This is a genomic window from Oceanicaulis sp. LC35, assembly GCF_052055585.1.
Classification (GTDB): Bacteria; Pseudomonadota; Alphaproteobacteria; order Caulobacterales; family Maricaulaceae; genus Oceanicaulis.
The window spans coordinates 2,122,455-2,142,425 of record NZ_CP170485.1 but is presented as its reverse complement, the minus strand read 5'-3'; the positions used below and the strand labels follow the sequence as shown (position 1 = coordinate 2,142,425).

The 19,971-nt window shown below is 63.0% G+C and carries 25 protein-coding genes and 1 riboswitch; of the genes, 16 read left to right on the top strand and 9 right to left on the bottom strand.

The features are described 5' to 3' along the window. Positions 1-70: 70 nt before the first annotated feature. From ACFELO_RS10300 to ACFELO_RS10280, 5 genes are read left to right on the top strand one after another with little or no spacing between them, the layout of a single operon-like run. Positions 71-976 carry a cytochrome c oxidase subunit 3 gene (locus ACFELO_RS10300; RefSeq protein ID WP_440957680.1) on the top strand — a complete coding sequence of 302 codons (906 nt, stop codon included), beginning with the start codon at positions 71-73 and terminating at the stop codon, positions 974-976. Beyond that, on the top strand, positions 977-1,402 hold the full coding sequence (locus ACFELO_RS10295) for a DUF983 domain-containing protein (RefSeq protein ID WP_440957679.1): 426 nt from the start codon (positions 977-979) through the stop codon (positions 1,400-1,402). 6 nt (positions 1,403-1,408) lie between these two features. Beyond that, positions 1,409-2,116: an SURF1 family protein gene (locus tag ACFELO_RS10290; protein WP_440957678.1), complete on the top strand. Its 708-nt coding sequence runs from the start codon at positions 1,409-1,411 to the stop codon at positions 2,114-2,116. Positions 2,117-2,143: 27 nt separating this feature from the next. Continuing rightward, positions 2,144-2,722: a GNAT family N-acetyltransferase gene (locus ACFELO_RS10285; RefSeq protein ID WP_440957677.1), complete on the top strand. Its 579-nt coding sequence runs from the start codon at positions 2,144-2,146 to the stop codon at positions 2,720-2,722. Next, positions 2,719-3,888 carry an EAL domain-containing protein gene (locus tag ACFELO_RS10280; RefSeq protein WP_440957676.1) on the top strand — a complete coding sequence of 390 codons (1,170 nt, stop codon included), beginning with the start codon at positions 2,719-2,721 and terminating at the stop codon, positions 3,886-3,888. Before ACFELO_RS10285 ends, ACFELO_RS10280 begins: the two co-directional genes overlap by 4 nt. Before the next feature lie 253 nt (positions 3,889-4,141). Here ACFELO_RS10280 and ACFELO_RS10275 read toward each other — a convergent pair whose 3' ends face one another. Beyond that, positions 4,142-4,726, bottom strand: coding sequence for a YqgE/AlgH family protein (locus ACFELO_RS10275; protein ID WP_440957675.1), 585 nt, complete (start codon positions 4,724-4,726; stop codon positions 4,142-4,144). Positions 4,727-4,850: 124 nt separating this feature from the next. On the opposite strand from ACFELO_RS10275, the gene ACFELO_RS10270 reads away from it, so the two are divergent. After that, complete coding sequence (locus tag ACFELO_RS10270; protein ID WP_440957674.1) at positions 4,851-5,333, top strand: peroxiredoxin; 483 nt, start codon at positions 4,851-4,853, stop codon at positions 5,331-5,333. 48 nt (positions 5,334-5,381) lie between these two features. On the opposite strand, the gene rnhA is transcribed toward ACFELO_RS10270, so the two are convergent. From rnhA to ispH, 3 genes are read right to left on the bottom strand one after another with little or no spacing between them, the layout of a single operon-like run. After that, positions 5,382-5,828: a ribonuclease HI gene (gene rnhA, locus ACFELO_RS10265; RefSeq protein WP_440957673.1), complete on the bottom strand. Its 447-nt coding sequence runs from the start codon at positions 5,826-5,828 to the stop codon at positions 5,382-5,384. A gap of 15 nt (positions 5,829-5,843) precedes the next feature. After that, a complete protein-coding gene (locus ACFELO_RS10260) occupies positions 5,844-6,272 on the bottom strand; it encodes a DUF1801 domain-containing protein (RefSeq protein WP_440957672.1) in 429 nt (142 codons plus the stop codon). A gap of 23 nt (positions 6,273-6,295) precedes the next feature. After that, positions 6,296-7,240, bottom strand: a complete 945-nt coding sequence (gene ispH, locus ACFELO_RS10255) for a 4-hydroxy-3-methylbut-2-enyl diphosphate reductase (protein ID WP_440957671.1) — start codon at positions 7,238-7,240, stop codon at positions 6,296-6,298. A gap of 147 nt (positions 7,241-7,387) precedes the next feature. On the opposite strand from ispH, the gene ACFELO_RS10250 reads away from it, so the two are divergent. From ACFELO_RS10250 to ACFELO_RS10205, 10 genes are all read left to right on the top strand, one after another. Next, complete coding sequence (locus ACFELO_RS10250; protein ID WP_440957670.1) at positions 7,388-7,963, top strand: hypothetical protein; 576 nt, start codon at positions 7,388-7,390, stop codon at positions 7,961-7,963. A 14-nt stretch (positions 7,964-7,977) separates the two neighbouring features. Further along, positions 7,978-9,741 (top strand): arginine--tRNA ligase, encoded by a 1,764-nt coding sequence (argS, locus tag ACFELO_RS10245; RefSeq protein ID WP_440957669.1) that lies wholly within the window; start codon positions 7,978-7,980, stop codon positions 9,739-9,741. A gap of 85 nt (positions 9,742-9,826) precedes the next feature. Beyond that, positions 9,827-10,219, top strand: a complete 393-nt coding sequence (locus tag ACFELO_RS10240) for a hypothetical protein (protein WP_440957668.1) — start codon at positions 9,827-9,829, stop codon at positions 10,217-10,219. 11 nt (positions 10,220-10,230) lie between these two features. Further along, complete coding sequence (locus ACFELO_RS10235; RefSeq protein WP_440957667.1) at positions 10,231-10,623, top strand: hypothetical protein; 393 nt, start codon at positions 10,231-10,233, stop codon at positions 10,621-10,623. 150 nt (positions 10,624-10,773) lie between these two features. Further along, a riboswitch (glycine riboswitch) is annotated at positions 10,774-10,864 on the top strand. 175 nt (positions 10,865-11,039) lie between these two features. Continuing rightward, positions 11,040-12,134 carry a glycine cleavage system aminomethyltransferase GcvT gene (gene gcvT, locus ACFELO_RS10230; protein ID WP_440957666.1) on the top strand — a complete coding sequence of 365 codons (1,095 nt, stop codon included), beginning with the start codon at positions 11,040-11,042 and terminating at the stop codon, positions 12,132-12,134. Between the two features lie 33 nt (positions 12,135-12,167). Then, the gene (gene gcvH, locus ACFELO_RS10225; RefSeq protein WP_440957665.1) at positions 12,168-12,533 is read left to right on the top strand and encodes a glycine cleavage system protein GcvH; all 366 of its coding nucleotides are present in this window, start codon (positions 12,168-12,170) and stop codon (positions 12,531-12,533) included. A 96-nt stretch (positions 12,534-12,629) separates the two neighbouring features. Continuing rightward, on the top strand, positions 12,630-13,976 hold the full coding sequence (gcvPA, locus tag ACFELO_RS10220) for an aminomethyl-transferring glycine dehydrogenase subunit GcvPA (protein WP_440957664.1): 1,347 nt from the start codon (positions 12,630-12,632) through the stop codon (positions 13,974-13,976). Positions 13,977-13,978: 2 nt separating this feature from the next. After that, entirely contained in the window at positions 13,979-15,547 is a 1,569-nt protein-coding gene (gene gcvPB / locus ACFELO_RS10215) for an aminomethyl-transferring glycine dehydrogenase subunit GcvPB (RefSeq protein WP_440957663.1), read from the top strand. Between the two features lie 185 nt (positions 15,548-15,732). Then, on the top strand, positions 15,733-16,035 hold the full coding sequence (locus ACFELO_RS10210; protein WP_440957662.1) for a hypothetical protein: 303 nt from the start codon (positions 15,733-15,735) through the stop codon (positions 16,033-16,035). A gap of 125 nt (positions 16,036-16,160) precedes the next feature. Then, positions 16,161-17,228, top strand: coding sequence for a serine hydrolase domain-containing protein (locus tag ACFELO_RS10205; RefSeq protein WP_440957661.1), 1,068 nt, complete (start codon positions 16,161-16,163; stop codon positions 17,226-17,228). Positions 17,229-17,298: 70 nt separating this feature from the next. On the opposite strand, the gene ACFELO_RS10200 is transcribed toward ACFELO_RS10205, so the two are convergent. The 5 genes from ACFELO_RS10200 to ACFELO_RS10180 all read right to left on the bottom strand — a co-directional run bounded on the left by ACFELO_RS10200 (position 17,299) and on the right by ACFELO_RS10180 (position 19,941). Then, the gene (locus ACFELO_RS10200) at positions 17,299-17,793 is read right to left on the bottom strand and encodes a F0F1 ATP synthase subunit B family protein (protein ID WP_440957660.1); all 495 of its coding nucleotides are present in this window, start codon (positions 17,791-17,793) and stop codon (positions 17,299-17,301) included. 3 nt (positions 17,794-17,796) lie between these two features. Beyond that, positions 17,797-18,357, bottom strand: coding sequence for a F0F1 ATP synthase subunit B (locus ACFELO_RS10195; protein WP_440957659.1), 561 nt, complete (start codon positions 18,355-18,357; stop codon positions 17,797-17,799). A 138-nt stretch (positions 18,358-18,495) separates the two neighbouring features. After that, complete coding sequence (locus tag ACFELO_RS10190) at positions 18,496-18,723, bottom strand: F0F1 ATP synthase subunit C (protein WP_009803216.1); 228 nt, start codon at positions 18,721-18,723, stop codon at positions 18,496-18,498. Positions 18,724-18,781: 58 nt separating this feature from the next. Beyond that, on the bottom strand, positions 18,782-19,558 hold the full coding sequence (locus tag ACFELO_RS10185) for a F0F1 ATP synthase subunit A (protein ID WP_440957658.1): 777 nt from the start codon (positions 19,556-19,558) through the stop codon (positions 18,782-18,784). Positions 19,559-19,623: 65 nt separating this feature from the next. After that, the gene (locus ACFELO_RS10180; protein ID WP_440957657.1) at positions 19,624-19,941 is read right to left on the bottom strand and encodes an AtpZ/AtpI family protein; all 318 of its coding nucleotides are present in this window, start codon (positions 19,939-19,941) and stop codon (positions 19,624-19,626) included. Between the last annotated feature and the right edge of the window lie 30 nt (positions 19,942-19,971).

The window sequence follows — 19,971 nt, the reverse complement described above, 5'->3', positions numbered from 1 at the left end:
TTGAATACCGGGACGGGCGAAGTTATAGAGTCGCACGTTATTTGACCGGGAATACTGGCGGGAGAGCATCATGGCCGGCGCAGCCGTTAAACACGACTATCACCTCGTCGACCCCAGCCCGTGGCCGTTCGTCGCCTCGCTTGGCGCGTTCGTGCTGACCTTTGGCGGGGTCGTCTTCATGAAGGGTCTGTCGACCAACGAAGAGTCGATCTTCCATTTCTTCCTGCAGCAAGGGTCGCCGATCCTGCTGCTGCTCGGCGTGGCCCTCATCATCTATGTGATGTTCGGCTGGTGGGGAGACGTCATCAAGGAAGGCCAGAAGGGCGATCACACCCCGGTCGTGGACCTGGGTCTGCGTTACGGCATGCTGCTGTTCATCGTCTCCGAGGTGATGTTCTTTGCGGCCTGGTTCTGGATGTTCTTCGACATGGCGCTGTTCCACGGCGACCGTGCGGGCGCAGGCTGGACCGGCGACGTGCTGGGCATCGATTATTCGGGCTGGGCGAACGGCGTTCCGGGCATCCAGACCTTTGATCCCTTCCACCTGCCGCTGATCAACACCCTGATCCTGCTGCTGTCGGGCACGACCGTGACCTGGGCGCACCACGCGCTGCAACACGGCGACCGTAAAGGCGCCAAGCTGGGCACCCTGCTGACCGTACTGCTGGGTCTGAGCTTCACCGCGCTGCAAGCCTATGAGTACTCCCATGCCGCCTTCGGCATTTCGGGCAGCCTCTATGGCGCGACCTTCTACATGGCGACCGGCTTCCACGGTGCCCACGTCATCATCGGCACCATCTTCCTGGCGGTCTGCCTGATCCGCCTGATGATGGGCCACTGGACCAAGGAACACCATTTCGGCTTCGAAGCCGCCGCCTGGTACTGGCACTTCGTGGACGTGGTCTGGCTGTTCCTGTTCGCGTTTGTCTACGTGGCCTTTGCCGGCCTCGGGACTGTGACCGGAGTTGGACACTAAATGACTGAAACGAGCCCCTTCCTCGCCGGCCTTCTCGGGCGTTGCCCACGCTGCGGAAAAGGGGCTCTGTTTCGCAAATATCTCAAGGTCGCGGACGCGTGCGGCGTCTGCGGCCTTGATTTTTCCAGCGAGGATTCCGGGGATGGCCCCGCCGTCTTCGTGATGTCCATCGTGGGGTTCATTGTCGTGCCCGCCGCGCTCGCGCTTGAGCTTGCGGTCTCCCCGCCGGTCTGGCTGCACATGCTGCTCTGGCTGCCGCTGGCCACGATCCTCACCCTGCTGATCCTGCCGCCCTTCAAGGCGACCCTGTTCGCCTTGCAATGGAAGCATAACGCCCATGAGGCGCAGCTCGATCTCGCCCCTGAAGGCGGTGAGCAGGACTCCCGTCCGGGCGCGGCTTCCCAAAGCGATACTGACGCGGCCTGATCTGACATGGCGAGTTTTCGCCCGCTCCCCGTTCTGACTCTCCTGATGCTGCCGGCGCTGGGTCTGCTCATCTGGCTGGGCAGCTGGCAGCTGGATCGCCGCGCCTGGAAGATCGAGCTTCTGGCGGATTACGCCGCGACGGCTCAAGCCGAACCCCTGACGCTGTCTGACGGGCTGTGCGAAGGACAAGCCGAGCTTGGCCGTCGTGTGCTTCTGGATGGGGCGCAACCGCTTTCGGGCCTGGTGCGTGTTTCAGGCCGCAATGCCCAGGGCGCGCCGGGATGGCGTCTATTTTCCCCACTTATGGTTTGCGGCACCGATCAGCTGGTGCTGGTGGAGACCGGCTTTGAAGGGCTGCAGACGGCGACACGCGCTGATGACAGCTCGGTGGTTGAGGCTGACGCCTTCACCCAGCTGCGCTTTGAGACGCCTCTGGCGCAGGGGCCGTTCACGCCGCCCGCCAACCCCGAGGCGAACGAGTTCTACGCGTTTGACGCGGATGGCTTAGGTGCAAGGCTGGACATCGATCCGGAGCGCCTGAATACCCGCTACTGGCTGGCGCTCAGCGATGGCGCGCCGCCCGCCTATCTCACCCAGACGCCGCCCGAGCGGCATCTGGCATATGCAATTACCTGGTTCGGAATGATGCTGGCTTTGCTGGCTGTTTACTTCGCGTATCATATACAGGTCGGCCGCCTGCAATGGCGGGGCTAGCTCAAGCGACGGCGAAGGAAGACCCCGATGGCGCTCTGGCGCGAAGAGATGCAGGAGACGGTGCTATGGTCTGAAGGACTGCGTTTGCGCCATCCCCAGCTGGAAGATTACGAGGCCTGGGCCAAGCTGCGCTCGGCCAGCCGGGCTCATACCGAGCCGTTCGAGCCCAGCTGGGCGGAGGATGAGCTCACCAAATCCGCCTACAAGCGCCGTCTGCGTCGCTATCAGAGCGATGTGGAGAACGGGACGGGCTATCCGTTTTTCATCTTCCGCGCGTCGGACGATGTGCTTCTGGGCGCCTGCAATCTCAACAATGTCCGCCGGGGCGTGCTTCAGGCGGCCGATATCGGCTACTGGATCGGCTCGCCCTATGTGCGCAAGGGCTATGCCCGCGCCGCTGTTCGCCGCGTTCTGGGCCATGCTTTCAGCTCTCTGCGTCTGCACCGGATCGAGGCGGCGACGCGCATCGACAACGAGGCGTCCCGCATGCTTCTGATGTCGGTGGGCTTCACGCCTGAAGGCGTGGCGCGCGGCTATCTGAAAATCTATGGCGAATGGCGCGACCATCTGAAATTCGCCATCCTCAAGAACGATCCGATCCGATGACCGATCCCTCCACCCTGCGTCCCTATATGGACGCCGTTTCGGCGGCGGGGGCGCTGGCGGTGGAGATCGGGTTTCTCGATGACAGCCTGATCCTGGGCGGCGAAGTGACGGCGCTGGGCCTGGGCTCGCTGGGGGAATCGGGCGGGTTTCATCATTTGCGTGAACGCCTGGCGCCGACAGACCAGCCCCGGCTGGATCGTTTGCGGCGTGCGGGCCCGTGTGACATGCGCCTGCGCGTGCTGGGAGATGATCACGAGGTGCGTTATGTGCGCCTGATCGGACAGGGCGACGGTCTGCATTGGCGCGGTCTGATGCTGCCTGCGGGCGGATCCGCCGGCGTTCAGGCGGACATGGACCTTGAAACCGCCCTGGCGCAATCGCTGCAAACAGGGGATGTCTGCGCGTATTATCAGCCGGTCATCGATCTGAAGTCCGGCGTGCTGGCGGGGTTTGAGGCGCTGGCGCGTTGGGACCGGCCCGGCGTGGGTTTGCTGGGCGCGGACGAGTTCATGCCGCTGGCCCAGTCCCATGGCTATATCGAGGCGGTGGGCGAGACCGTACGCGCCATGGCGGCCCAGGATCTGGGCGCCTGGCTGTCTGCGCAATCCTCAAGGCTCAACCTGTTTGTCACCGCCAACGCCACCGCGACCGAAGTCTGCTCGCCGGACTTCGCCGGGCGTTTGCTCGAGGCGGTCCAGGGGGCGGGATTGCCGCGCGGGGCGTTCAAGCTGGAAGTGAATGAAACCGATGTGATGCTCGACCCGGATGCGGCGGAGCGGTCGCTCAATGCGGTTCGGGATCAGGGCGTGCCGATCGTGCTTGATGATTTCGGAACCGGCTATTCCTCGCTGGCGCGTCTGGACCGGTTCGCCTTTGATGTGGTCAAGCTCGATCAGTATTTCATCCGCGCCGCGCTGACCGACGGATCGGCCAGATCCATCATCTCCTCGGTTGTCCGGATCGCCGAAAGCTATGGCATGCTGGTGGTTGCAGAAGGGGTGGAGAGCGCCGCCGCCCATACGCTCTGCCTGGAGCTGGGCTGCAATTACGGTCAGGGCTATCAGTATGCACCCGCGCTCTCTCCGCAGGATGCGGCGCGCGCCGTGACGCACGGGCTCAAGGCCCGGTTCGAGCCGGCGCGGTCGTTCAGCGCAAAACCAGAGTAAAGCGGTCTAGAAATACCAGAGGGCCCAGACAGAGCCCGAGGTCAGCGCCAGCGGAAAAAGAACCATAGCCAGTCCCAGCACGCCAAAGACGAAGGCCTTGGCGGAGCAATCGCGTACGCGGATCAACCACGCCGCTGACTTGCGATTTGAACGGACAGGCATGAGAGTCGATAACGCGCGTTTGGAGAAGATTTCCCCATTCAAGCGAATTGAATGATCAAGTCAATCGCGAATATGGCGTATGCGCCACTTTTCACGCGTTGCCGCTGGCTGCCGTGAGAAATTCAGGGGTTACGCCCAGCTTGCCCAGTGCGCGCGCCCATTTCTCGTCCGCCTGATCGTCAAAGATCAGGCCGTGATCCGCCTCGGCGACCAGCCAGGCGTTGAGACTGATTTCATCTTCCAGCTGTCCTGCGCCCCAACCGGCATAGCCTAACGCCATAAGGGCGCGCGAGGGCGCATCCTCGGAGGCCAGCGCCATCAGGATCTCCTGGGTGGCGGTCAGACCGAGATTGGAGCCCACGCGTTCGGTGGCTGGCCCGCAATCCACATCCAGGGTGTGAAGAACGAAGCCGCGGTCGCGATCCACAGGGCCGCCCTCGAGCACCGGCCCGTCCTTGGCCTGAGCGCCGCCGCTGATATCGAGCTGTTCGAGAAGGTCAGGCAGGCGCATGCCGGTCAAAGGACGATTGAGGATCAGCCCCATCGCGGTTTCTGCGTCATGCGCGCACACATAGATCACCGTGCGGTCAAAGCGCGGATCACCGATCAGAGGACTGGCGATCAGGAGCTTGCCGCCCAGATAGCCAGTCTGGGTATCAGGCTGAACGGAGGTCATGGGAACAGCTTTTCTCCAAGCGCTCAGATTGTCCAGTCCCGAGGCCTTGCAAGCGTCTTGTCGCGGGGAAGGCGGCGTCTTAAGTCAGAACCATTCACTCTTCAGTCCTTTTCAGGAGCCCCCCATGACCATCAAAGTCGGCGACACCCTGCCTGACGTCACCTTCATGACCATGACCGCAGACGGTCCTCAGCCGATGAGCACGGATGACGTGTTCGGCGGCAAGCGCGTGGCGCTGTTCGCCGTGCCGGGCGCCTATACGCCGACCTGTTCAGCCAAGCACCTGCCGGGCTTCATCGAGAAGGCCTCGGAGCTGCAGGCCAAGGGCGTGGACCGGATCGCCTGCACCTCGGTCAATGACGTGTTCGTCATGGGCGCCTGGGGCAAGGATCAGGGCGCGGGCGATGACGTGCTGATGCTGGCGGACGGCAATGGCGACTTCGCCTCGGCGCTTGGCCTTGAAATGGACGGCTCCGCCTTCGGCATGGGCAAGCGCTCCCAGCGTTATGCGCTGGTGGTCAACGACAAGACCGTCGAACAGGTCTTTGTCGATGAGCCGGGCAATTTCGAAGTCTCTTCCGCCGAGCACATGCTCAAGGCGCTCTAGTCTGACAGAACTGAAAGCTCCGGTCTGGCGAAAGCCGGGCCGGAGTGTTCAGTCCTTTGAGAGCGTCGCGATGGCGTCGCGCGCGAGCTGGTCGGCGCGTTCGTTCTCGGGGTGGCCGGCATGGCCTTTCACCCACTCCCACGTCACGTCATGCTTTGAGGCGATGGCGTCGAGTCGCTTCCACAGATCATCATTCTTGACCGGCTTTTTCGCGGCGGTTTTCCAGCCATTGCGCTTCCAGCCATGAATCCACTTGGTCACGCCGTCGCGCACATAGGTGCTATCGGTGACGAGGCGCACTTTTGAGCGACGCTTGAGCGCTTCGAGCGCGGCGATGGCCGCCATCAGCTCCATGCGATTATTGGTGGTGTCCGCCTCAGCGCCCGACAGCTCCTTCTCGTGACCCTTCCAGTGCAGGATGGCGCCCCAGCCGCCAGGGCCGGGATTGCCCGAACAGGCGCCGTCAGTGTGGATCACGATGGTGTTTTCGGCCAAAACGCACTCTCAACATTAGCTGGGGCTGACGGGCCATGTGCGGCCCAGATCGTCGAGCCCGGCTTGAATGAGTTCGGCCAGAACGTCCAGATCGACGTCTGAGAGCCGGTTCACATAAAGGCAGCTCTTGCCCGTCTTGTGCTTGCCCAGTCGGTCCAGGATCGGACCGTAATCGGTATATCCGGGCATGATGTAGATCGACAGACTGGCCTTGCGCGGACCGAAGCCTGTGGCGAAAAAATCGCCTTCACGGCCACTCTCATAGCGATAATGATACGAGCCATACCCGACCATGGACTCCCCCCACATCACGGGAGACCAGCCGGTCACCCGACGCATCAGGGCATCGAGTGCAATCGCATCCTCGCGGCGCACATCAGGTTCGACCGTCTTCAGATAGTCAGCGACATCAGCCGTCGTGGGCTGGTTCTTGTTCTGGGCCATTGGCGTCTCCCCGAGCCCGGAACTTACGCCACTTCCTTGGGCAGTTTGAAGACCACGTTTTCCTCCGCTACCCGAACTTCGCGGATGTGCAGGGTGTAGCGGCGGGCGAGGGCGGACAGGAGGCCCTCCACAAGCTCCTCGGGGGCGCTGGCGCCCGCAGAGATGCCGATGCGTTTCACGCCGTCGAGCCAGCTCCAGTCGATCTCCTCGGCTTTCTGCACCAGCTTGGCGGTCTTGGCGCCGGCGCGCTCGGCCACTTCCACCAGCCGCACCGAGTTTGACGAGTTGGGCGCGCCGACCACAAGCACCAGGTCCGCCCCCTCGCCAATGGCCTTCACCGCCAGCTGTCGGTTGGTGGTGGCGTAGCAGATGTCTTCCTTGTGCGGGGCGGAAATGCCCGGGAAGCGTTTTTGCAGGGCGGCGACAATGTCGGCGGTATCATCCACAGACAGGGTGGTCTGGGTGACGAAGGCGACATTGGACGGGTCTCTGGGCTCGAAGGTTTCGACATCTTCGACCGTTTCAATGAGGTGCATTACGCCATCGGGCAGCTGCCCCATCGTGCCGATCACTTCGGGGTGGCCGGCATGGCCGATCAGCAGGATTTCCTGACCGGCCTTGTGATGGCGCTGGGCTTCCACATGCACCTTGCTGACCAGCGGGCATGTGGCGTCCACGAACAGCATGTTGCGGCGGGAGGCTTCAGCGGGCACACGCTGGGGCACGCCATGGGCGGAGAACACCACGGGGCGGTCGTCCGGACACTCGTCGAGCTCCTTGACGAAGACCGCGCCCATGGCCTCAAGCCGGTTCACCACATGCTTGTTGTGAACAATCTCATGGCGGACGAAAACAGGGGCGCCATAACGCTCCAGCGCCTTTTCCACGATCTGGATCGCCCGGTCCACACCGGCGCAAAATCCCCGCGGCGAGGCCAGCTGAACGGTCAAAACAGGTTTGTCGGTCATGGATTTCCTCTGCCGGGAAAGGCGGCGGGGCGTTGCCCTGTCCGCGCGCGCGTCGTACAGACTGCTCTAGCAGACCCTGTGCGCCCCGCGAAGGGGGGCATGCCGTCCTCCGAGATGGTTCGCCATCTGAACGCCTTGAGGTAATTCATGCGCCTGTCCGTTCTCAGCCTGTCCGTCGCTGCTCTGGCTCTTGCCGGCTGCTCCACCGTGCGAGACACGCTCAGCGAGCCGGATCCCAATCCGGGGCCGTGCCCGAACGCTCTGGCGCTCTATGACGCCCACCGTCTGGTCGAGATCCATGGCGAGAACCCCGTCTTCTCCAATGTGGGTTTCACGGGTGAAATTCTCAACATTGCGAGCAATTGCCGCTACACCGACCGCAACGCGTCTCCCATTGAAATGGAGATGGCGGTGCGTCTGGCGTTTGGTCGCGGACCGGCGGCGCAGGGGCAGACCAAGACCTATGACCTGTTCGTGGCGGTGACCCGCACCGATCGCGCCGTGATCGATCGTCAGGTGTTCCCCATCACGGTCACCTTCGAGCCGGGCGAAGAGCGGGTGGAAGTGATCGAGGAATTCCCCTCCATCGAGCTGCCGCGCGTGTCGCCGACGACTTCGGGCGTGAACTACGAGGTTCTGCTCGGCTTCGAACTGACGGACGAGCAGATCGAGTTCAACCGTAGCGGCCTGCGCTTCCGCGTTCGGGCCGGACAAGACGATTAAGACGTCGAGACCGTATGACTTCCATTGTTGAACAACTCAGCAGCGCCGTCGGCGCTGCGTTCGAGGCCGTTGGCCTGTCCTCTGATCTGGGGACGGTGTTTGAATCCGACCGCCCTGATCTTGCGCCTTATCAATGCAATGGCGCGATGGCGGCGGCCAGGCAGGCCAAGAAGGCCCCGCGCGCCGTGGCCGAGGATGTGAAAGCCAAGCTTTCAGAGCTTCATCCGGAGCTTGAGGTGGAGATCGCCGGTCCCGGTTTTCTGAACATCACCCCGGCCAGCACAGTCTATGCGATCCGCGCCAATGGACTGGCGGAAGATGCGCGCGTGGGCGGCCGCAAGAGCGATGAACCCAAGCGTCTGATGATCGATTTCGGCGGCCCGAACGTCGCCAAGCCCATGCATGTGGGCCATCTGCGCTCGTCGGTGATTGGCGACAGCCTGCAGCGCCTGATGCGCTTCCGCGGCCATGACGTGACCTCTGACATCCACCTCGGCGATTGGGGCCTTCAGATGGGCCATCTCGTCACCGAGCTGCAGGATGAGCAGCCCGATCTGGTCTATTACGACGCCGGTTTCACCGGGCCCTATCCGGATGAGCCGCCGGTGACGATCGAGGATCTGGCGCGGCTGTACCCGCAGGCCTCCGCAAAGGCCAAGGAAGACCCTGAGCGCAATGCGCGTTCGCGCAAGGCGACGGCCGAGCTGCAGTCCGGGCGTCCGGGCTATCGCGCCCTTCTGCGCCATTTCATCAATGTCTCGATTGCGGCGTTGAAAGAGGATTTCAGTGCGCTGGGCGTGCATTTCGACCTGTGGAAGGGCGAAAGCGACGTCAATGACCTGATCCCCGAGCTGGTCCAGGACTTCAAGGATCGCGGCGTTGCCGAGGAGAGCGAAGGCGCCTGGATCGTCCGCGTCGCCCGTGAGGACGACAAGAAAGAACTCGCGCCGTTGATCCTGGTCTCAAGCCAGGGCTCCGCGCTCTACGCCACGACCGATCTGGCGACGATCCTGGATCGCAAGCGCCAGCAGGACCCCGAGCTGACCCTTTATGTGGTCGATCTGGGGCAGTCTGACCATTTCGAACAGGTGTTCCGCGCCGCCTACAAGGCGGGCCTCGCGCAAGAAGACGCGCTAGAGCACGTGAAGTTCGGGACGGTCAACGGGACCGATGGCAAACGCCTGCGCACCCGCGCTGGCGGCACCTTCCGTCTGGCCGACCTCATCAATGAGGCGCGTGAGCGGGCGCGGGCGCGTCTGAACGAAGCCGGGCTGGGCAGCGAATTGTCGCCTGAAGAGTTCGAGACCGTGGCGCGCGCCGTGGCGAATGCAGCGATCAAGTTCTCGGACCTGCAGAATGTGCGGACCACGAACTACATCTTCGATCTGGATCGTTTTGTCAGCTTTGAGGGCAAGACCGGTCCGTATCTGCAGTATCAGGCCGTACGCATCAAATCGCTGCTGAAGAAGGCTGGCGAGCAAGGCATCGCGCCGGGTGCTGTGACGATTTCCGACAAGGCCGAAGCCGCGCTGATCCGGCGTCTGGACGCCTTTGAAGGTGCGCTGAGCCGGGCTGAGCGCGATCGCGCGCCGAACGTCTTGTGCGAGCACGCTTATGGTCTGGCGCAGGCGTTCTCGGGCTTTTACGCCGCCTGTCCGATCCTGCCCGAGAAAGACGAGGCCATTCGCGCCTCCCGTCTGCGTCTGGCGCAGACCACGCTTGGCCAGCTTGAAATCGTGCTGGGCCTGATCGGGATTGACGTGCCCGAGCGTATGTAGACTCTGTCGCCTCTCGCCCCCCTTATTCAGGGGAGGGCGAGAGGCGATGTCTGCACTAGAGTGTCGCCACTTAAGGGAGACGCTCATGTTCATCACACTGATTCTGGCCCTGGCGCTGACGGACGACCGGCCGTTTGAAGCGGACGAGCAGCAATACTCGGCCTGGCTTCAGCAGGGCTGCCGCTTGCAGCAGGCGGACCGCCGCGACGGGCATGAGCCGGCCGAATTTGAGGCGTTTTGCGCCTGTGTCGCCGACAGCCTGAACGCGTCCTCCTCGGACGACGCGTTTCGCGTCATGGCGCTAAGCCTGCAGGGGCACGCCCAGGACCGGGCGGACATCCCGGACTGGGAGGCGGCGCGTGATACCGCCTTTGCCGAATACGCCGCCCTGCCGCAGCAGGAACAGAGCGAAATTCCCGCACGCCTTCAGTCCAGCCTGCAGCAATGCGTGACTCTGGGCCCGGCGACCAACGACTGACGGAGACGGACATGCTGATCACTTTGGCGCTGGGTCTGGCGCTGGCCGATGAGCGGCCGTACGAGGCCGATGAGCGCCAGTATGGAATCTGGTTGCAGCAGGCGTGCCGCATCCAGCAGACTGATCGCAATCCGGCGCAAGCCCCGGCGAGCTATGAAGCGTTCTGTCAGTGCTTTTCCGATGACATGCGCGAGGCGGTGAGCCCGGAGGGTTTCCGTCTGATGGCGCTGGGGTCTCAGGCCAGCATCGAGGGACGGGGCGAAATCCAGGACTGGGAAGTCGTGCGCGACAGGGTCATGTCCGAGTTCGAAGCCCTGCCCGAAGAGGAACAGCTCGCTATTCCCCAGCTCATGCAGGAGGCCTTGCAGGCCTGCATCATGCTGACCCCGCCAACAACCGAATAGGGTGGCGCGCCGCCAGCTGGCAGTGGGTGAGGGGACGTGCGCGACAGCCATGCTGCAGCGCCCAATCGCGATTGACTCATACCGCGCAAACGCTAGGTTTGCGCGTCGCTGCAGACCCGCCGGGAGGCGCGCTGTTGCGGGCATGGATACAGGTCACTTGCGGGAGAGACCGGCCGAAGACGCCGGCGCCGAAGGCGCAACCGCCCCGGAAACGCTCAGGCTAAAGGACCGCAAGCCTAAGACCTAACGCTGGAAAGCGGGTGCTGAGTTTCAGCGCCCCACCGAAGGAGCAATGCGGGCGCGCCTCTCCCTGGCTGGCGTCACGCGGGAATCTCTCAGGTCTTCAAGACAGCGGGGGCGAATCGGAGCCGGCATGAGCCGCGCGACGCTCGCAAACCCGCATGCTGAGGCCAGACATGACCGAAACGCTCAAACGCACGCCGCTTTACGATCTCCACATCGAGCTGGGGGCCAAGATGGTCCCGTTCGCCGGCTATGAAATGCCCGTCCAGTATGACGGCGTCATGGGCGAACATAACCATACCCGTGAAGCGGCGGGCCTGTTTGACGTCTCCCATATGGGCCAGGCGCGGCTGATTGGTGATGAGAGCGCACTGGAAAAGCTGATCACGGCGGATCTCGCGGCGCTGCAGCCGGGCGAACAGAAATACACCCTGCTTCTCAATTCCGAAGGCGGCATCAAGGACGATCTGATGGTCTCCCGCCCCGATGCTGAAGGCCTGTTCCTGGTGGTGAACGCCGCCTGCAAGCGCTCTGACTTTGATTACATCCTCGAAGCGACCAAGGGCGTTGCTGAACTTGTCGAGCTGGATGGTCGCGCGCTTCTGGCGCTGCAAGGCCCGCAGGCGGGCGCGGTGATGGCGGATATCTGCCCCGAAGCCGCCAAGATGGTCTTCATGCAGGCGGGCTGGTTCGAGATTGATGGCCTGCGCCTGATGATTTCGCGCTCGGGCTATACCGGCGAGGACGGGTTTGAGATCTCCGTCGCCAACGAGCATGCCAGCGACTTTGCGCGCAAGCTTCTGTCTGATGCGCGCGTCAAACCCATCGGTCTCGGCGCACGCGATTCCCTGCGTCTGGAAGCGGGCCTGTGCCTGTATGGCCATGACATGGACGAGACCACCAGCCCGATCGAGGCGGCCCTGACCTGGGCGGTGGCGAAATCGCGTCGCGAGCGCGCCGACTTCCCCGGTGCGGACCGCATCCTCAAGGACATTGCCGACAAGCCGGCCAAAAAGCGCGTTGGCATAGCCCTGAAAGACCGCGCCCCTGCCCGTGAGGGCACGGAGATCGCCGTCAATGGCGAGGTTGTGGGCGTTGTGACCTCGGGCGGCTTTGGCCCCACCGTCGGCGCTCCGATCGCCATGGGCTATGTGCGCACCGATCTGGCGACGCCAGGGACCGAGATTGATTTGATGGTGCGCGGCAAGGCGCGCCCGGCTGAAGTGGTGAAGACGCCCTTCGCGCCGCATCGTTTTTATCGCGGTTGATCCCGCGCTTACCGTTTCTGGAGGAGACAGAAGATGACCACCCGTTTTACCGAAGATCATGAATGGATCCGCGTCGACGGCGAAGAGGGCGTTGTGGGCATCACCGCCTACGCCGCTGAACAGCTGGGCGATGTGGTGTTCGTGGAACTGCCTGAAGTCGGCAAGACTGTCGCCAAGGGCGACGAGCTGGCTGTGGTGGAAAGCGTGAAGGCCGCCTCTGAAGTCTATGCGCCGGTGTCGGGCGAGATCATCGCCGTCAACTCCAGTCTGGAAGATGCGCCGGCGACCGTAAACGAAGCGCCGGAAGCCGAGGGCTGGTTCGTCAAGATCAAGCTGTCTGACAAATCCCAGCTTGACGCCATGATGGACGACGCGGCCTACGCCGAGCACACCAAGTAAGTCTCGACGCCTGACGGCGTCGATCTAGATGCAGCGACAAGACCGGCGGCCCAACGGGGCCGCCTGCCCTGCTTATTGAAGGAAGGTGGATCGCCCATGCGCTATCTCCCGCTGACCGACGCCGACCGGGCCGAGATGCTCGAGAAGATCGGTGTGGATTCTGTCGACGCCCTGTTTGAAGACGTGCCGGAAAAGGCGCGTCTGGACGGGCCGGTGGACCTGCCGCGCCACAAGAGCGAGATGGAGGTCGAGCGCCTTCTGACGCAGATGTCGCGCAAGAACATCGCCGCTTCCGAAGCGCCGTTCTTCGTGGGCGCGGGCGCGTACAAGCACCACATTCCCTCCAGCGTGGATCATCTGATCCAGCGTTCAGAATATCTGACCAGCTACACGCCGTACCAGCCGGAAATCAGCCAGGGCACGCTGCAGACCCTCTTTGAGTTTCAGACCCAGGTTGCGCTCCTGACCGGCATGGAAGTGGCGAACGCTTCCATGTATGACGGCTCGACCGCCTGCGGCGAAGCCGTGCTGATGGCCTGCCGGATCACCAAGCGCAAGAAGGCGATCCTGAGCGGCAATCTGCACCCTCATTACGCGGCTGCGACCCACACGCTCGCCAAATACATGGACATCGAGATCAAGGACGATCCGGCGGTTCCGGGCGGTCTTGACGATATCGCGTCGCGTATTAGCGACGATGTGGCGTGCGTGGTCGTGCAGAATCCGGACGTGTTCGGTCAGGTCCATGATCTGGAACCCATCGCCAAGGCCGCCCATGAAAAGGGCGCGCTCCTGATCGCGGTGTTCACCGAAGCGGTGTCGCTGGGCCTGATGAAGACCCCGGGCGCCATGGGCGCGGACATCGTGGTGGGCGAAGGCCAGTCCATCGGCGTCGGCCTGCAATTCGGCGGCCCGCATGTGGGTCTGTTTGCTTGCCGCAATGACCGCAACTTCATCCGCAACCTGCCGGGCCGTCTGGCCGGTGAGACCGTGGATGCGGACGGCCGCCGCGGCTATGTGCTGACGCTGTCGACGCGCGAGCAGCATATCCGCCGCGACAAGGCCACCTCGAACATCTGCACCAATTCGGGCCTGATGACGCTGGCCTGGACGATCCACATGTCGCTGCTGGGCGATACGGGCCTGCGCACCATGGCCCGGCTGAGCCATGAGAAAGCCTGCGAGCTGGCCGATCGCCTCAGCGCGATTTCCGGCGTGGAGCTGGTGACCGACGCCTTCTTCAACGAATTCACCCTGCGCCTGCCGAAAAACGCGGCGGACGTGGTGGAAGCGCTGGCTGAAAAGGGCGTTCTGGGCGGCGTGCCCGCCAGCCGGCTCTATCCGGGCAAGGGCTATGACGATCTTCTGATCGTTGCGGCCACCGAAACCAACACCGATAGCGATCTCGACGCTTTCGAAGCGGCTCTGAAAGAGGTGCTGTAATCATGGCGATGAACACTCAAGGCCGTCCCTCCGCTCCGATCCACACCCCTGATCCGGGCGCGTATGCCGACACCTTCTCGGGCTCGCGCGGGCTCGATCAGGCTGAACCGCTGATCTTCGAGCGTCAGACCTATGACAAGACCGGCGTCGATTTCGAAACGCCGAAGGGCAAGACATCCCGTCTGGGCGCTCTGGAGCGTACCGAGGATCTGGGTCTTCCCGGTCTCTCCGAGCCCGAAGCCATGCGCCATTATGTGCGCCTGAGCCGGAAGAACTACGCCATCGATCTGGGGCTCTATCCGCTGGGCTCGTGCACGATGAAGCACAACCCGCGCCTGAACGAGAAGATGGCGCGTCTGCCGGGCTTTTCGGACGTGCACCCGCTGCAGCCGCAATCGACCGTGCAGGGCGCGTTCGAGCTGATCGGTGAGCTGGCGCACTGGTTGATGACGCTGACCAACATGCCGACCGTGGCCATGAGCCCCAAAGCGGGCGCCCATGGCGAGCTGTGCGGCATGATGGCGATCCGCGCCGCGCTAGACGCTCGTGGCGAAAGCCATCGCCGTCGCGTGCTGGTGCCTGAAAGCGCGCACGGCACCAACCCGGCGACCGCTGTTCAGTGCGGCTTCTTCTGCGACGAGATCCCGGCAGGCCCCGATGGCCGCGTCGACATGGAGGCCTTCAAGGCCAAACTCGGCGATGACGTCGCCGCGATCATGCTGACCAACCCCAATACGTGCGGCCTGTTCGAGCGCGATATTCGCGCAATTGCAGACGCCATCCACGAGGCGGGCGGGTATTTCTATTGCGACGGCGCCAACTTCAACGCCATTTCCGGCCGGGTCCGCCCGGGTGATCTGGGCGTCGACGCCATGCACTTCAACCTGCACAAGACCTATTCCACCCCGCACGGCGGCGGTGGTCCCGGCGCAGGTCCGACGGTGCTCTCTGACGCCCTCGCCAAGTTTGCGCCCCTGCCTTACGTCCTCAAGGAGGGCGATAGCTGGCGCATGGTTGAGGATGAAGCTGACGCCAAAGCGCAGGGCGCCGAGCCGTTCGGCCGCATGGTCGCCTTCCACGGCCAGATGGGCATGTTCACCCGCGCCATGAGCTACATGCTCAGCCATGGCGCGGACGGCCTGAAACAGGCCAGCGAAGACGCGGTCCTGAACGCCAACTACATCCTGGCGCGCCTCAAGGACGTCATGACGCCGTCCTTTGACGGTCTGTGCATGCACGAGGCGCTGTTTGACGACCGCTTCCTCAAGGATACCGGCGTCACCACGCTCGACTTTGCGAAAGCCATGATCGATGAGGGCTATCACCCCATGACCATGTACTTCCCGCTGGTCGTGCACGGCGCGATGCTGATCGAGCCGACGGAGTCGGAATCCAAGGCCAGTGTTGACCGCTTCTGCGATACGCTGGAAGCGCTCGCCCATGCGGCCAAGGCGGGTGAGACCGAGCGCTTCACTGCGGCGCCGCGCTATGCGCCGACCAAGCGTCTGGATGAAACCCGCGCTGCTCGTCAGCCGGTTCTGCGCTGGACGCCGGCTACGGACGACGCGTAAACAAGACGCAGTCTCACGGACCGGTTGAGGTTGCGGTGCAACACTGTGGCGAAATCGGTCCGGTCAACTGCAAGATTGCGGGCCTCGTCAGTCGATACGGGTTGTATCGGATGGCGGGGCCCTCAACATAGGCCTATGTAGCAGACGTCTGGGTCTGTAATCGGGTTAGGATGGCGGCGGTGGCGATGAACGACACCCCCAATCGCTGGGCGCGCAACGGAATGAATGGCGTGACCGGCATGGTCATGGTGGTGCTTCGCGCGATCTCGGTCGCCTTGGCGCTGTTTCTGCTCGCCCTGTCTGTCCCGCTGTTTTTCCTGCCCATTCCGCTGGGGCTGCCGCTGGCCGTTATCGGCCTCCTGCTGCTGGCGATGACCTCCAAGCGCGCCCACACCTTCATCACCAACTGGCTGAAGCGTCATCCGGGCGTCTGGGACAAGGTCAAGCACATCTTCGATCGCTTCCATCGCGAAGACCGGCCGTCCTGATCCCGGTCTGCGATTATTCGATCAATGGCGCCTGTCCGTCGGTGAGCGGCGCTTCTGCCCTCAGCCAAATCAGATAGGCTTGCTGCTCCTGCACGATAACGTCTGCCCGCAGACAGGAGCCGTTCATGACCTTCGCCCTTCCCTTATTGATTGCCGCCGCTCTGACGCCGGCTGAGGCCCCTCCAGAGCCAGTCGGCGACTGGGTGCAGTCACATGCCTTTAACGGCGTTGTGCGGCTGGATACGGGCGATAGGGGGCAAAGCTGGGCCTGGGGTGTGGCTGATCCGGAGACGGGGCGACTCATCAACGCCGACACCCGGTTCCAGACCGGCTCCATCGACAAGTATTTCGCCTCCATCGCCGTCTTCGCGCTGGTTGATGAGGGCGTTCTGGATCTCGATGCGCCCATCAGCGCCTATCTGCACGACTACCGCCCTGACACCGGCGCTCAGCTCACCCTGCGCATGATTCTGAGCAATCAGTCGGGGCTGCCCAACGACCTTCGCGCCGCTTTCCGGCGGATCGCCAATGGCGAGGCCGAGGCGGTCGATGCGCAAAGCGTTGATGAGGCGGTGGCCGACTATGCCAGCGGCGATCTGCAGTTTCAGCCCGGCGAGCGGTTTGACTATGCCCTGTCAAACTGGCTGCTGGTTCAGTACCTGCTGGCTGAGGTGACGGGCGAAAGCTATGTCCAGGTCCGACAGCATTATGTGTATGACCGGGCCGGGATGAGCCAGAGCGGGGGCTATGTCCACGATCTGCACGAAACCACGCCCCGTGTCCGGAATGTCGCTATCGGTTTTGATCCCGAGGATCCAGACGGGCGAGGGGATTACTGGAGCCCGGACTTCTTCAAGGGCAGCTATACGACAGCGTCGGACCTGATCAGACTGGAACGGGCGCTTGAAAGCGGCGAGGTGCTGTCCGCTGCTTCGCTTGAAGCCTTCCGCACCGTTCAGGTTCCCGAGCAGAACTACGCCTATGGCGGCCGATTCCGTGAACTGGAGCTCTGTGGAGCCTCATATCTCGTCTCGACCCAGTCAGGCTCGAACGGGGCGAGCAATATCACGCTGGTCTATGTGCCGGCCTTTGACGCCGGAATGGCCATGCTGACCAATGTGGACGAGAGCCAGGGCGAGATGTTCGCCCTGTCCTATCAGCTGCTGCAAGAACAGGTCATCTGCGCGGACTAGGCTTTGCGCCAGATACAAAAAAGCCCGCGATCATCTCGCGGGCTTTTTCATGTCGGTTTGTCAGGGCTGACTAGTTCAGCTGGTCCTTCAGGGCGGCCGTATCGGCCTTCAGAAGGGCGTTGCGCTGGGTCTTGTTCAGCTTCTTGGACAGAAGCTGCTCAGCGGCTTCCACGGCGAGGTCAGCGGCCAGGGATTTGACTTCCTTGGCGGCCTGGGCCTCGGCCTGCGCGATGCGCTGCTCGGCCATGGCCGTGCGGCGTTCGATGCGCTGGGCGATCTCGGTCTTGGCGTTGTCGCGCAGATAGTCAGCTTCCGCCTTGGCCTGCTTGATGATCGCTTCAGCTTCGGCCGCGGCCTCGGTCTGCTTGCGCTCATAAGTGGCCATCAGCTCCTGCGCTTCTTCGCGCAGGCGACGGGCTTCATCGAGTTCCTTGCGGATCAGGTCGGCGCGATCGTCGAGCGCTTTGCCGATCATTTTCGGGGCGCCGACAAAGGCGATCACCACGAAGAACAGGATCAGGCCGACAAAGGCCCAGAAGCTGGTGTCAGACAGGAGGTAGTTCATGACTTACTCCTTCACCGCGTCGACGGCTTTCGCCGCGTCGTCTTCAGACACCTCAAGGCCGGCCAGGTGCTCGACGGCGACCACGGCGGCGCCGGCCGCGATGGTGCGCACTTCGCCAAGGGCGGCGTCGCGAGACACGCGGATGCGGTCTTCGGATTCGGCCAGCTTGGCTTCCAGCTCGGCGTCTGCCTTGCGGATGGCGTCGGCCACTTCAGCGTCGGCAGCGGCTTTCGCCTCTGCAGCCACCGAATGCGCCTTGGCGCGGGCGTCAGCCAGGGATTTCTCGTAGGCGCGAACGGTCTCGTCAGCCTGCGCTTTCAGTTGCGCGGCGGTGTCGAGATCATCAGCGATGCGATCGCGGCGTTCTTCAATCGCCCCGCCGATACGCGGCAGGACAAAACGGCTCAGCAGCACGTACAGGACGATGAAGCTGATCGCGAGCCAGAACAGCTGCGAAGCGAAATAGGTCGGGTCGAAGGGGGGGAACGCACCACCGCCATGAGCGGCGTCAGCAGCGTGTCCTGCAGCTTCGACGTGTTCGGAATGGGACTCCGGCGCCAGCACGGCGGCCTCCCTTGCGCAAAGGCTAAACTAGCTCGAGCTTACCGTAAGCCCGACACTATAGAACGCCCCAAGCCGGAAAGACGCGGCGATGCTTCGCGCGCCTTCCGGCCGGAACGAGGGCTGTTCAGTCGAGGTCTATTAGACCACGAACAGCAGCAGCAGTGCGATGAGCAGCGAGAAGATGCCCAGCGCTTCGGTCACGGCGAAGCCGAAGATCAGGTTGCCGAACTGGCCTTGCGCGGCGGACGGGTTGCGCAGGGCGCCAGCCAGGAAGCTGGAGAAGATGTTGCCCACGCCCAGAGCGGCGCCCAGCATGCCGAAGGTGGCCAGGCCAGCGCCAATGTATTTCGCGGCTTCCGCTTCCATGTCGATACTCCTCGTAGGTGGTCGGTGCGGATGGATAGGTAGGTCTTGTCGAACGCCCCTAGTGACCAGGGTGCAGTGCGTCCGAAAGGTAGATGCAGGTCAGAACGGCGAACACGTAGGCCTGGAGGAAAGCCACCAGGAATTCCAGCGAGGTCAACGCGACGACCATGATCAGCGGAGCGACGGCGCCGATAACGCCCAGAGCGCCCACTGAACCCAGCATGATGATGAAGCCGGCGAACACTTTCAGCAGAATGTGGCCAGCCAGCATGTTGGCGAACAGACGAACCCCGAGAGTCACAGGACGCGACAGGAACGAAATGATCTCGATCGGGGTCAGAAGGATGTACAGGGGCCACGGAACGCCAGACGGGAAGAACAGCGAGAAGAATTTCAGGCCGTGCTTGAAGACGCCATAGCCAATCACGATCGCCATCACCAGAAGCGCCAGCGCGAAGGTGACGATGATGTGGGAGGTGAAGGTGAAGCCGTGGAAACCCGGAGCCGGGAAGTACGGGAACATGCCCAGCATGTTGCCCATCAGGATGAAGGCGAACAGCGTGAACACGAAGGGGAAGAATTTCAAGCCTGCGTCACCCGCGGTGGAGCGAATCATGCCGGCCACGAATTCGTAGAGCAGCTCGGCGACCGACTGGGCGCGGCCCGGCACGAGCGCGCGCTTGGACATCGCCAGCGACAGCAGCCCGGCGACCAGCACCACGGACGTCACCATGAAGAAACTGGAGTTCGTGAAGGACAAATTCCAGCCGCCGATCGAGAAATCAGCGATCGGATGGATCTCGAACTGTTTGATCGGGTTCGTCGCGTCAGCCACACCCGGCCCCTTGTGCTACGGCGCGCACGCCGCGTTTCCAACTTCAAACCTTAGCGCCGGGCGTCTCAAGACGAGGCGTCGTCGCTTTGGTTCATGCTCTGCGCAGCGCGAACTACATTCAAAGTGCCCGCTGCGAAACCCATTAATACACCCAGCAGGAGGCCCCAGGGCGTCCAGTTGAAGATCTGGTCGGTCAAATAACCCAGACCAGCCCCAACGAGAACCCCTCCGGCGAATTCCGATCCATAGCGCACGCCCTGTCCCCATCCAGAGGGGTTTGAGGCGGCCTCCTTCGCCCGACGGGCTTCAAGCTTGGCGTTCAAACGCCGCTCGAAGTCGTGGGGATCGGAAGGGTTCTGGTTCGGTTCGTCTCGGTGAGCCATGATGACAGGCGACCTCCCGGAGGTAGTCCC

What these genes read in the sequence shown, in the direction of transcription:
- ACFELO_RS10300 (WP_440957680.1), top strand. Translation starts at nt 71, where the DNA reads ATGGCCGGCGCAGCCGTTAAACACGACTATCACCTCGTCGACCCCAGC.
- ACFELO_RS10210 (WP_440957662.1), top strand. Translation starts at nt 15,733, where the DNA reads ATGAACGACACCCCCAATCGCTGGGCGCGCAACGGAATGAATGGCGTG.
- ACFELO_RS10250 (WP_440957670.1), top strand. Translation starts at nt 7,388, where the DNA reads ATGCGCCTGTCCGTTCTCAGCCTGTCCGTCGCTGCTCTGGCTCTTGCC.
- ACFELO_RS10270 (WP_440957674.1), top strand. Translation starts at nt 4,851, where the DNA reads ATGACCATCAAAGTCGGCGACACCCTGCCTGACGTCACCTTCATGACC.
- ACFELO_RS10285 (WP_440957677.1), top strand. Translation starts at nt 2,144, where the DNA reads ATGGCGCTCTGGCGCGAAGAGATGCAGGAGACGGTGCTATGGTCTGAA.
- ACFELO_RS10260 (WP_440957672.1), bottom strand. Translation starts at nt 6,272, where the DNA reads ATGGCCCAGAACAAGAACCAGCCCACGACGGCTGATGTCGCTGACTAT.
- gcvH (WP_440957665.1), top strand. Translation starts at nt 12,168, where the DNA reads ATGACCACCCGTTTTACCGAAGATCATGAATGGATCCGCGTCGACGGC.
- ACFELO_RS10205 (WP_440957661.1), top strand. Translation starts at nt 16,161, where the DNA reads ATGACCTTCGCCCTTCCCTTATTGATTGCCGCCGCTCTGACGCCGGCT.
- ACFELO_RS10290 (WP_440957678.1), top strand. Translation starts at nt 1,409, where the DNA reads ATGGCGAGTTTTCGCCCGCTCCCCGTTCTGACTCTCCTGATGCTGCCG.
- ACFELO_RS10280 (WP_440957676.1), top strand. Translation starts at nt 2,719, where the DNA reads ATGACCGATCCCTCCACCCTGCGTCCCTATATGGACGCCGTTTCGGCG.
- ACFELO_RS10180 (WP_440957657.1), bottom strand. Translation starts at nt 19,941, where the DNA reads ATGGCTCACCGAGACGAACCGAACCAGAACCCTTCCGATCCCCACGAC.
- gcvPB (WP_440957663.1), top strand. Translation starts at nt 13,979, where the DNA reads ATGGCGATGAACACTCAAGGCCGTCCCTCCGCTCCGATCCACACCCCT.
- ACFELO_RS10190 (WP_009803216.1), bottom strand. Translation starts at nt 18,723, where the DNA reads ATGGAAGCGGAAGCCGCGAAATACATTGGCGCTGGCCTGGCCACCTTC.
- ACFELO_RS10235 (WP_440957667.1), top strand. Translation starts at nt 10,231, where the DNA reads ATGCTGATCACTTTGGCGCTGGGTCTGGCGCTGGCCGATGAGCGGCCG.
- ACFELO_RS10275 (WP_440957675.1), bottom strand. Translation starts at nt 4,726, where the DNA reads ATGACCTCCGTTCAGCCTGATACCCAGACTGGCTATCTGGGCGGCAAG.
- argS (WP_440957669.1), top strand. Translation starts at nt 7,978, where the DNA reads ATGACTTCCATTGTTGAACAACTCAGCAGCGCCGTCGGCGCTGCGTTC.
- ACFELO_RS10240 (WP_440957668.1), top strand. Translation starts at nt 9,827, where the DNA reads ATGTTCATCACACTGATTCTGGCCCTGGCGCTGACGGACGACCGGCCG.
- ispH (WP_440957671.1), bottom strand. Translation starts at nt 7,240, where the DNA reads ATGACCGACAAACCTGTTTTGACCGTTCAGCTGGCCTCGCCGCGGGGA.
- ACFELO_RS10200 (WP_440957660.1), bottom strand. Translation starts at nt 17,793, where the DNA reads ATGAACTACCTCCTGTCTGACACCAGCTTCTGGGCCTTTGTCGGCCTG.
- gcvT (WP_440957666.1), top strand. Translation starts at nt 11,040, where the DNA reads ATGACCGAAACGCTCAAACGCACGCCGCTTTACGATCTCCACATCGAG.
- gcvPA (WP_440957664.1), top strand. Translation starts at nt 12,630, where the DNA reads ATGCGCTATCTCCCGCTGACCGACGCCGACCGGGCCGAGATGCTCGAG.
- ACFELO_RS10295 (WP_440957679.1), top strand. Translation starts at nt 977, where the DNA reads ATGACTGAAACGAGCCCCTTCCTCGCCGGCCTTCTCGGGCGTTGCCCA.